Source organism: Weissella koreensis KCTC 3621 (genome assembly GCF_000277645.1).
Map to the genome: position 1 here is coordinate 80,737 of NZ_AKGG01000017.1, position 10,138 is coordinate 90,874.

The 10,138-nt window shown below is 33.6% G+C and carries 10 protein-coding genes; 8 read left to right on the forward strand and 2 right to left on the reverse strand.

Annotation, left to right across the window (positions count from 1 at the left end):
• Positions 1–55: 55 nt before the first annotated feature.
• From argF to JC2156_RS08505, 5 genes are all read left to right on the forward strand, one after another.
• Positions 56–1,132, forward strand: coding sequence for an ornithine carbamoyltransferase (argF, locus tag JC2156_RS08485; RefSeq protein WP_006846231.1), 1,077 nt, complete (start codon positions 56–58; stop codon positions 1,130–1,132).
• 93 nt (positions 1,133–1,225) lie between these two features.
• Positions 1,226–2,674, forward strand: a complete 1,449-nt coding sequence (locus JC2156_RS08490; protein ID WP_006846232.1) for an amino acid permease — start codon at positions 1,226–1,228, stop codon at positions 2,672–2,674.
• A 33-nt stretch (positions 2,675–2,707) separates the two neighbouring features.
• The gene (gene arcC, locus JC2156_RS08495) at positions 2,708–3,643 is read left to right on the forward strand and encodes a carbamate kinase (protein ID WP_006846233.1); all 936 of its coding nucleotides are present in this window, start codon (positions 2,708–2,710) and stop codon (positions 3,641–3,643) included.
• A 267-nt stretch (positions 3,644–3,910) separates the two neighbouring features.
• Complete coding sequence (locus JC2156_RS08500) at positions 3,911–4,111, forward strand: hypothetical protein (protein WP_006846234.1); 201 nt, start codon at positions 3,911–3,913, stop codon at positions 4,109–4,111.
• Positions 4,112–4,127: 16 nt separating this feature from the next.
• Positions 4,128–4,415, forward strand: a complete 288-nt coding sequence (locus tag JC2156_RS08505; RefSeq protein WP_006846235.1) for a DUF2922 domain-containing protein — start codon at positions 4,128–4,130, stop codon at positions 4,413–4,415.
• Between the two features lie 130 nt (positions 4,416–4,545).
• Here the strand turns inward: JC2156_RS08505 and JC2156_RS08510 are convergent, their stop codons facing one another.
• Together JC2156_RS08510 and JC2156_RS08515 are read right to left on the reverse strand one after the other, a co-directional pair.
• A complete protein-coding gene (locus tag JC2156_RS08510) occupies positions 4,546–5,676 on the reverse strand; it encodes a polysaccharide pyruvyl transferase family protein (protein ID WP_006846236.1) in 1,131 nt (376 codons plus the stop codon).
• A gap of 179 nt (positions 5,677–5,855) precedes the next feature.
• Positions 5,856–6,785 (reverse strand): glycosyltransferase family 2 protein, encoded by a 930-nt coding sequence (locus JC2156_RS08515; RefSeq protein ID WP_006846237.1) that lies wholly within the window; start codon positions 6,783–6,785, stop codon positions 5,856–5,858.
• A gap of 190 nt (positions 6,786–6,975) precedes the next feature.
• Between JC2156_RS08515 and JC2156_RS08520 the strand changes: the two genes are divergently transcribed.
• The 3 genes from JC2156_RS08520 to JC2156_RS08530 are packed head-to-tail and all read left to right on the forward strand — an operon-like array spanning position 6,976 to position 10,100.
• Positions 6,976–8,673: a glycosyltransferase family protein gene (locus JC2156_RS08520; RefSeq protein WP_006846238.1), complete on the forward strand. Its 1,698-nt coding sequence runs from the start codon at positions 6,976–6,978 to the stop codon at positions 8,671–8,673.
• Positions 8,674–8,725: 52 nt separating this feature from the next.
• Positions 8,726–9,673: a glycosyltransferase family 2 protein gene (locus JC2156_RS08525; RefSeq protein ID WP_006846239.1), complete on the forward strand. Its 948-nt coding sequence runs from the start codon at positions 8,726–8,728 to the stop codon at positions 9,671–9,673.
• A 46-nt stretch (positions 9,674–9,719) separates the two neighbouring features.
• On the forward strand, positions 9,720–10,100 hold the full coding sequence (locus tag JC2156_RS08530; protein ID WP_006846240.1) for a hypothetical protein: 381 nt from the start codon (positions 9,720–9,722) through the stop codon (positions 10,098–10,100).
• The last annotated feature ends 38 nt before the right edge of the window (positions 10,101–10,138 follow it).

The following is a 10,138-nucleotide window of genomic DNA, read 5'->3' on the forward strand; positions in this document are numbered from 1 at the left end:
AATATTTTATTAAAATCGAAGTAATGAATGAAAAATTAAAAGGGGAAAAACAAGAATGACAAATTATGATGTATTACGTGGTATGAACGGACGTTCTTTCCTAAAGGAAATAGACTTTACTCCAGCAGAATTACAAGAATTAATCAACTTAAGTATTGATTTACGTGATGAGTTGGAAACTCAAAAATCAGGTGGCGCTACTGTTACTAAATATTTACATGATAAAAATGTTATCTTGTTGTTCTCAAAAACTTCAACGCGAACACGTCTATCATTTGAATTCGGGGCTGATGAGTTAGGTGCTAACACTGTTTATATCGATCCAAATTCAAGTCAATTCGGTAAGAAAGAATCTGTTGCTGATTCAGCTAAAGTTTTTGCTGGAATGGCTGATGGAATTGAATACCGTGGATTTGCCCAATCAGATATGGAAGCTATGGCTGAAAATGCTGTAGATACTAAGGGTCGTAAGAAGCCTGTTTGGAATGGTTTGACAGACGAATGGCATCCAACACAAATGATTGCCGACTTTATGACACTCCAAGAAGAATTTGGACATCTTGGAAATGATATTACTTTGACTTTCGTTGGTGATGGGCGTAATAACGTGGCTCATTCATTGCTTGTTGCTGGAACTATGTTGGGCGTTAATATTCATATCGTAGCACCAAAGGAATTGCAACCAGCTAGCGATGTGATCGAAATTGCTGAAAAGTATGCAAAAGAGACAGGTGCAAAGCCAATGATCACTAGTGATGTTGATGAAGGTGTAAAGGGTTCAAACGCATTGTATGCCGACGTTTGGGTATCAATGGGTGAGGATAATTGGGAAGAGCGTCTGAACTTGCTCGGAGACTACCAAATCAATGCAGAAATGATGGCAAAGACAGGCCGTAAAGATACTATCTTGATGCACTGCCTACCTGCTTATCACGATATGAATACTAAGATGGCAAAGGAAGCTCATGAAAACTTCCCTGGACTTGTTGGAGAAGACGGAATCGAAGTTACTAATGAAGTCTTTGAAAGTGCACAAGGACGTCAATTCGAAGAGGCCGAAAACCGTAAGCATTCAATTAAAGCAATTATGGTCGCAACTTTGGGTGACGTTTCAATGTATCCGAAAGCTTAATAAAATAAGAATACGCAGGACTTGCGTTAGCATAAGGAAAGGCGTTTCTTAACCGAAAGGCTTTTCCTTTTTATTTTGAATTGGAGTAAGAAAATGGATGAAAAAGGTGGAGCAAAAAAGATAGGTCTAATTGCCCTGATTAGTGGGGTAGTTACCAGTTGTTTGGGTTCAGGAATATTTAACGTATCAACAACTTTGGCACAGGGAAGTACAATCGGTGTAACAATTGTTGCTTGGATTTTCGTTATGATTGGAATTGGAGCATTGTCTTGGGTCTTTACAAGTCTTTCTCGGACTAAACCTGAACTGAATGGTGTTACTGATTATGCTTATGCTGGTAGTGGTAAGTTAGCTGCGGCCAGTTCTGGAATATCATATTTCGTAAGTGGCTTTTCTGGTAATTTGGCATTCTTAATTATGTTGTCTCAAGCAATCAGCATTTTCTCACGTTATGTTCCATTTTTGGCAGCGTTCCAAGAGGGAAATAGTCCAGAGACGTTAATTTTCATTTCCTTGTTCTCATGGTTATTAACTTGGGGAGTTGTTAAGTTTGGAGCAGAAAAAGTTTCGAGTTTCAACACGATTGTAACGGTATTTAAGGTTGGTGCTTTGTTTGTTTTTATTATTTTTGGAATCATCTTCTTCAAGTCTGGGATTTTTACAGCACATTTTTGGCAAAATATGACCAACAATATGGGGCATTTAACATTTAGCGAGATGACTTTTAGCGGATTTATGAGTCAATTCGGAGCCGGATTGCTTTCAATGATTTTCTTGTTTGTTGGAATTGAATCAGCTTCAATGTTAGGGGATCGTGCTGAAAAGAAGTCAGATATAGGAAAAGCAACAATGATTGGAACGGTGGTTCTCTTCTTCTTGTACTTCGTTATTTCAGTATTACCATTTGGAATGTTAAGCCAGGCTAAATTAGCAACAATCAGCCAGCCTGGATTAGTTTATGTTACTGAAAACACAGTTGGACCTTTGGGATCAGCCTTTATGAGTATTGCTCTTATTATTACTTTGGTCGGGGCTTTGCTAAGTTGGTTCTTATTGCCAGTTGAACCATTGCAACGTCTATCAGAACAAAACATCTTCCCTAAGTGGATGGGAAAAACTAATTCAGTTGGTGCTCCTGTTGGTAGCTTGGTGTTCACACAGGTTTTGCTACAAGCTTTGATCTTGACTTTGATCTTTACTGATTCAGCTTATCAATTTGCACTTAGTTTATGTACAGTTGCGATTGTTATTAGTTACTTCTTTGTTGGAATGTACCAATTGAAGTTGGGATTGCAACAACATACTGCTAAGGTTTGGTTGCCAGGTTTGATTGTCGTGGTATTTGAAATCATTGCCGTCGCGGTTTCTGGACTTGAATACTTAGCCTTATCAACATTGGTATTAGTACTTGGATTTGGTTTCTATATTTATACTGTTGGATCAAACAAGATTAAAAAGTTTGAATGGTTGATGATGGCGATTGTAACAATTATTGCCATAGGAACGGTAATTGGATTAATGACAGGCGCAATTGCAATTTAAAAAATAAAATTAAAAATAAAGGTGGATAACAAAATGACAAAACGAGTAATCTTTGCGCTTGGCGGAAACGCTATTTTAACTAAGGATGCATCAGCACAAGCCCAACAAGCAGCTTTAAAAGATACTGCTGAGAAATTAGCAGGATACGTTAAGGCCAATCCAGATGCACAACTTTTGATTACCCATGGAAATGGTCCTCAAGTTGGTAACCTATTATTGCAAGGTGCTTTGGGTGCAACTGAAAATAACCCAGCTATGCCACTTGATACTGTAGGCGCTATGACACAAGGAGAAATTGGTTTCTGGATGGCCAACGCTTTGGATGAACAATTGAAGGATAGCCAAGTTGTAACGATTGTGACACGTACGGTAGTTGACGGCAAAGATCAAGCCTTCCAAAATCCAACTAAGCCAATTGGAATGTTTTATCCAGAGGCAGAACTTGATGAACTCAAGGCAGCTCATCCTGATTGGGTCTTTAAAGAAGATGCGGGCCGTGGATTCCGACGGGTCGTTCCATCACCCAAGCCAATTAATATTGTAGAAGCAAAGTCAATCGAGACTTTGGCTAATTCGGGAGCTGTATTGATTGCTGGTGGCGGGGGAGGAATCCCCGTTGTTAAGACTACCAATGGATATGACGGAGTTGAGGCAGTGATTGATAAAGACTTTACGGCTGCTAAGTTGGCAGAAGTAGTTGATGCTGATGAATTAGTTATTTTGACAGCTGTTGATATGGCATATATCAAGTTTGGTACACCAGATGAGAAGCCATTACATGAAATCACTATTTCAGAAGCACGAAAGTATGTTGAAGATGGTGAATTTGCTGAAGGATCGATGAAGCCTAAGATTCTTGCATTAATTTCGTTCGTTGAACGGACTGGTAAAAGAGCTGTTATGACCAGTCTCGAAAATATTGCAGAGTATAGTAAAAATGGCCGTGCAACGGTGATTATTCCTGACTAATTCTAGATAATATTGAAATTTTAAATATACGCTTTAGTTTCAAAAATAATTATAAATTAAAAGGGGTCGTCTTATTTGGCGATCCTTTTTTTATGTCTGGGCTGAAATCCAAGGCGAAATTTCGGATGATATTTGGTAAAAAATTCCAGTATTTCGTAAAAAAGTGGTTCATTTTTATGATCTAAAACGTTATTAAGAGTATCCATGGAAATCTAAAAAGCATCACAATGGCTGGTACCAGTTGATTGTAAAGAAAAGAGGAAATTAATGGTTACACAAAATTTCAAAAAAATAAAAATGGTTGGATTGGATCAACATGGGGACAAAATTACCCGTTATTGGATAGTTCGTTCAAATGTTTCAGAGCACCAAATTCGAGAACTGGCTAAAGTTTTTCTAGAGATTGGTTTGGAAGAATCGTTATTTGAAATTAAAACTATTGATACTACGACGTTGAGTTTAGTTTAAAATAAAGGAGCAAAAAATGGTAAATAAGGAAAAATCAAAGAAACCGGGACTACAACTTGAATTAGTTTATTTACAGGAAGACGGACATGAATTTGTATTGAAAATTAATAATGTGGTTGATAGTTTAACTAAGGATCAAGTTAAGAATTTGATGGATCGTTTGATGCATTTTGAATGGATTACTGATTTAAAAGGAAAATCACGGTTTCCCAATGGTATTAAACCCAAGCTGGCACGATATACACATCGAAGTTATCAAATGCTTTGGCAACAAAATGAAAAAGTTGGTGGTTGGATGGGTTAAAAGTGTTTGATGGGAGTTAGGAGATTGTTTAATTTAATAATATATTGAACGCAAGTAAAAAGCAGTTATTGAGAACCATCAATAGCTGCTTTTTACTTTAGATGCATAAATTGGAAATATTCAAGTTTTATTATTTATTCATACGTGATAATTTGGTTGCGATTTTTAAAGCTATTTGGGTAGTGAATAATTTGTTACGGCTGGGCTTTATGTTAAAAGTTGGATCATTTTCAATCAATTGCCACCCAGTTCCTAGCTCTAAAAGAGATTGTTGTTTGGTTTGATAGTATTGATCTGACTCTATAAAAATGCTGCCTTTAACCTTTAAAATGCTGCCAATTAAGTGAGCATGAAACCTAGAAACTATCCATTCTTGATCTTTTTTATATGGTATTCCCTTTGTCCAAATGTCCCAAAAGCCAAAAAAGGTTAGTCTTTGTTTAATAGTCGGAATTGCGTTTAGATATGGTTCAAAGAACAACCAGTTATCGATTGGAACCATAAATTCTAAAATGCCGATGGTTTTATTTTTATTTTTTTCGGTCTCTAAATATTGAATTAACTGATTTAAGAATACTTTCAATTTTTCTTGGTCATTAATGGGCTTTAAAACCAATAAAATGTCAGGATTATCTTTTTGGTCATCAATTCGTAGGGCGTTTAATTTATGTGACATGAAAACATCATCTAACTCTAAAGTTGTACCTTTAATTTTAGCGCTCTCTTTGTCGCGGACACCGACGTAATTGAATTCTGATAAATAGTTGGTTTCTAACTCTATTTTGTAATTATTCGAAATTGGAGTTAAACCTAGCCCATGGGTGATTAATTTCAGACTAGGGTTAAGAGATTTAAGGTAGGTTAGAATAGGGAAAAATAAATAAGTTCGATTAAATTCAGGGCGATCAGTTGTAAAATATCCGCCACCTAATAAATGTATTTCATCAGCCGATTTCATGTTTTCAATTCCTAAAAMATCTCTTGGRAATCCATTCTCCATTAAATGAAACAAGGTACCGGTATTATCTAAACTTGCTCCGTCGTCGTCGCCTGCGTAAATAAAAGTCCAAATAGTATCAACAAAGTTAATATTAGGAAATTCATCTTTGAATAGTAGGCTGGAACGAGCTGGAAATGGAACATCTAAAGTGATTTGATCATTAGCATGAGTTTGTTTAAATAAAGCTAACCAACTTCGAACAATTTGCTCATCTCCAAAGTTGGGGTAGCCAGCTGTGGAAATTAAATAGTAGTGTTTCATATATTTAGTCCTTTAGGATTGATATAAATGAAAATGGTAAAAGCCCCTATTTTATTTATTTAAATTTTATAGTATCTTATTCGAGTACATGCTTATTAATTAAGGCTTAAATATTGTAAGTTAATTAAAAGACTATTCATCGATATTAAAGCGGTAAATAGTCTTTCATTAGTTATTGATTATTTTATTTTACGGGCTAAATAAATAGGGCGCTTCTTAACTTCCATATATATATTTGAAATGTAGCGGCCAATGATACCCAAACTTAGGAGTTGGACACCTGAAACCATAAGTATAATAACAACCATTGAAGTCCAACCATTGATTGCTGATCCAGGGTCGATGAAATGTCTAACAATTAATATGACTATGAAGATTATAGCTATTAAGAATGAAATAAAGCCCATGAAAAATGAAATAAGAAGAGGAGCCTGAGAAAAACTAACAATACCTTCAATTGAATACTTTAGTAATTTCCAAAAAGACCATGAAGTACTTCCAGCAACTCTATCTACATTTTTATATTCAATATATTTTTGCTTAAATCCAATCCACGCAAAAATACCCTTTGAAAAACGATTATATTCTTGTAATGACAGAATTGATTCAACCATTTGTCGCGACATAACACGATAATCGCGGGCACCTTCGACGATGTATGTATCAGATATTTTATTTATAATTTTATAGAATAATGATGAAAAGAAGCTTCGAATAGGCGGTTCACCATCTCTATTAACCCGACGAGTACCGACAGCATCATATTCTCCTGATAAGACACCATCAAGCATTTCAGGAAGTAGAGCAGGGGGGTCTTGTAAATCTACGTCCATAACTGCAATGTAATCACCTGTTGTATGCTCTAACCCAGCGTATAAAGCAGCTTCTTTTCCAAAGTTACGAGAAAATTCTATAAAGTGGACATAATCATATTTAATATTTAATTCTTTAATTGTTTGAATTGTGTTGTCAGTAGATCCATCATCAATGAACCAATATTCAAAATTAAAATTTTCGATTTTTGTTTTAACTTGTTCTAAGGCTTCAAAAAAAAGTGGAATAGCTTCTTGCTCATTATAGACTGGAACAACAAGGGATAATGTAGCCATTTAATATCTTCTTTCTAATTTAATTATGCTTTCAATTTTATCATATAATTTAATTTAAATCCTAGATATGTTTAAATCCTAGAAATAACAGCAGTAAAAAATTATGTATTTGTGAATTTTTATTTCAATAATCTGCAAAATAGCATAAAATTTAATAAGAAAACATAAAATAAATAAGTAGGAAGTACTCATGAAATTTATTAAAAGAGACTGGCTTGTGTTAACCGGATTTATATTTATTTCCGTAATGTGCTTTTGGCCATTAATCAAAACTCATCAAATCTACGGTTCCGGTGATCTATTATTTCATTTAAACAGAATGGTAGGATTTTCTGAAAGTTTACAGCATGGAACCCTGGGCTATCGTAGCTTTGATACATTATCTGGACTTGGAAGTTCAGTTAATTTCTTCTACCCTTTTGTATATATTTTAGGATTTTCCTCCCTATTTGTTTTATTTCCAAATAGTTTGGTGTTTGCATTTTATCTGGGAGAAATAATAGTATTATTTGTTACGTTGATTATTGCATATTGGTCTATGCTATCGTTTAGTTTGGGTGATAAAAAGCGATCAATTGTCTTCGCTTTACTGTACGGGTTTGGTGGATACTTTATGTATCTACTATCTGACCAATATGTTTTAGGAGAAGCGTTTGCATATGTATTTCTTCCAGTAGCATTTTTAGGTTTTTATAATGTCTTTTTTGGTAATAAAAACAAGTGGTATATATTATCTATGGGAGTAACTTTGCTATTATACGCACATATGTTAACCACTTTTCTGACGATAGTAACATTTTTAATAATATTGTTATTAGCATTGGTAACGAGAAAGCTAAAATTTAATGTCCCAATATTAGTGAGTTTAGGGAAAGCGATATTATTAACTTTAAGTCTTACAGCGGTTATTTATTTGCCATTTTTATATCAACTTCAACAAACAACAATTATTACGACGATTAAGCAAGGTTTATTATTTTTAAATGGATTAGGTACTAATCTCTTAATGGCTGTTAATGGTGAACATCAAAATATAGGTTTTTTCTCAGTCATTGCATTCATTTTAATGATTATTCAAATATTTCAAAAAAAGAACGATTTTAATTTAATAATTGGATTATTCGGACTTCTTATCTTCGTTATAGGAACTAGTATTTTTCCTTGGTATAATTTATCTATTGATGTGCAAGCATTAATTCAATTTCCTTACAGAGTATTTGGTATTTCTACAGTCTTTATAATGACTTTTTTGTCAAAAATATTGTTAGAATTCTTTGGTGGAGAACATAAAAATTATTATTTATTAATCCTATTCTTATCAATTTTTTCATTAGTTTCTTTTTGGAGCAAGACTGGTGGTGAAAAACATGATTTGGAAGGAAAAATTTTCTTAAAGCAAAATAATAATAGAAACAGAAATAAGGAAATATTGGAAAATAATTTTGTAACTAATTCTGATGGAATAGAATCAATACCCACTTCAAGACATGATTATATCGGCGTAATTGATTATGCACCTGAGGAATCATGGCAACCTAATAATAGAAAAACATTACTAGCACATGAAGTGATGGTAAATAATAAAGTAGTAAAAAGCAGTAATAGATATTACTTCAATAAAATTAGTAATAAAATTAATTTGAAATATTCCGGAAATGTTGATATTCCAGTATTTTCTTACGGAAATGAAACAGTAAAGGTGGATGGTAAAAATGTTCACCATATCCAAAGTAAGCGGGGTTCAGTTCAGATTAATAAAGTCAAAGAGGGAATACATACAGTTAGCGTAAGTTACAAGACACCTAGTTGGATACTTATATTATGGATATGGACTATTGTTGTGTGGTTATTACTTGGAATTTGGAGAGTGCTTTATAACCGGAATTAGTTTTATTTATAAAAAACATTCCATTATATAATATATGAGGTTAGATAATAATATGAACAAAAAATTAGCGATAGTGTTACCAGCATATAACGAAGAGCTGGTTATTGATAAGACAACTAATGTTTTATTAGAAATAATGGATCAAATGATAGCAGATCAACTCATCAGTTCTGATAGTTTTATTACCTATGTAGATGATGGTAGTAGGGATAAAACTTGGAATTTAATTAAAGATTTACATATAAAGTATAAACGAGTTCGTGGAATTCATTTTAGTCGTAATTTTGGTCATCAAAATGCATTAATTGCTGGTATGACGGAATATACTGGAACTGATGTTGATTACGTAGTGACCTTAGACGCAGATCTACAGGATGATCCAAAAGCAATTATTAAAATGGTTAAATTAGCCAATGAGGGCAAGAATGTTGTTTATGGTGTTCGGAATGATCGTACTACGGATACATGGTTCAAGCGTTTTTCGGCACAAACTTTCTATAAATTCATGAATATGTTAGGTGTCCAAACAATTCCAAATCATTCTGATTTTAGGTTGGTGGATCAAAAAGTACTAAATGCATTTAGTGAATATGATGAACGCGATATGTTTCTTCGAGGAATTTTTCCTTCAATTGGATTTGGGACAGCGAAAGTTTATTATGCACGAAAAGCACGTGAGGCTGGTGAGAGCAAGTACCCATTAAAAAAGATGATTACATTTGCGTTAGATGGGATTACTTCTTTCTCAGTTCGGCCCATTATATTGGTACGTAATTTAGGATTAACTATGGTTACGATTAGTGGCTTATTTTTGTTATACACGCTTTGGTCATATTTTTATGGTTATGTTGAAGATGGATGGCCAATGTTGATGGTATCAATTTGGGCAATTGGTGGTCTACAACTATTAGCAATCGGAGTGGTTGGGGAATATATTGGTAAGATTTTTATAGAAGTTAAACATCGTCCCAGATATATTATTGAGCAGTATTTGAAGTAGGCTATATAGCTATTAATTGGATTTAGGATTGATTTTGAGGATAATAATGAATATTTATAATAAAGTTATAAGAAATAAAATTAACAATAGTAATGTATTTAATGAAATAGTTATAATTTTGTTGGTTGTGTTATTATTTGGTATACCGATGATGCAAAATAGTATGACATGGAGAACCGATGCTTATTTTCATTTAAGTAGAATATTTGATATAAATAACTATATAAAAAATTTCAATATTCCTTTAATTGTAAACTTGAATACATTTTCAGAGACGGGACAAGCAGTTAATGGGATGTATCCTTTTTACAGTCTAACACCCTTTATCTTATTGACAACTTGGTTGAATCCAATGAAACAATATTTTGCAATTAATATAATATATATAGCATTAGGGAGTATTTTGAATTATTTTGTTTTTCAGTAAGATGGGATCAAACAAAGCTCAATCATTTTCGGCCGTAA

What these genes read in the sequence shown, in the direction of transcription:
- argF (WP_006846231.1), top strand. Translation starts at nt 56, where the DNA reads ATGACAAATTATGATGTATTACGTGGTATGAACGGACGTTCTTTCCTA.
- JC2156_RS08490 (WP_006846232.1), top strand. Translation starts at nt 1,226, where the DNA reads ATGGATGAAAAAGGTGGAGCAAAAAAGATAGGTCTAATTGCCCTGATT.
- arcC (WP_006846233.1), top strand. Translation starts at nt 2,708, where the DNA reads ATGACAAAACGAGTAATCTTTGCGCTTGGCGGAAACGCTATTTTAACT.
- JC2156_RS08500 (WP_006846234.1), top strand. Translation starts at nt 3,911, where the DNA reads ATGGTTACACAAAATTTCAAAAAAATAAAAATGGTTGGATTGGATCAA.
- JC2156_RS08505 (WP_006846235.1), top strand. Translation starts at nt 4,128, where the DNA reads ATGGTAAATAAGGAAAAATCAAAGAAACCGGGACTACAACTTGAATTA.
- JC2156_RS08515 (WP_006846237.1), bottom strand. Translation starts at nt 6,785, where the DNA reads ATGGCTACATTATCCCTTGTTGTTCCAGTCTATAATGAGCAAGAAGCT.
- JC2156_RS08520 (WP_006846238.1), top strand. Translation starts at nt 6,976, where the DNA reads ATGAAATTTATTAAAAGAGACTGGCTTGTGTTAACCGGATTTATATTT.
- JC2156_RS08525 (WP_006846239.1), top strand. Translation starts at nt 8,726, where the DNA reads ATGAACAAAAAATTAGCGATAGTGTTACCAGCATATAACGAAGAGCTG.
- JC2156_RS08530 (WP_006846240.1), top strand. Translation starts at nt 9,720, where the DNA reads ATGAATATTTATAATAAAGTTATAAGAAATAAAATTAACAATAGTAAT.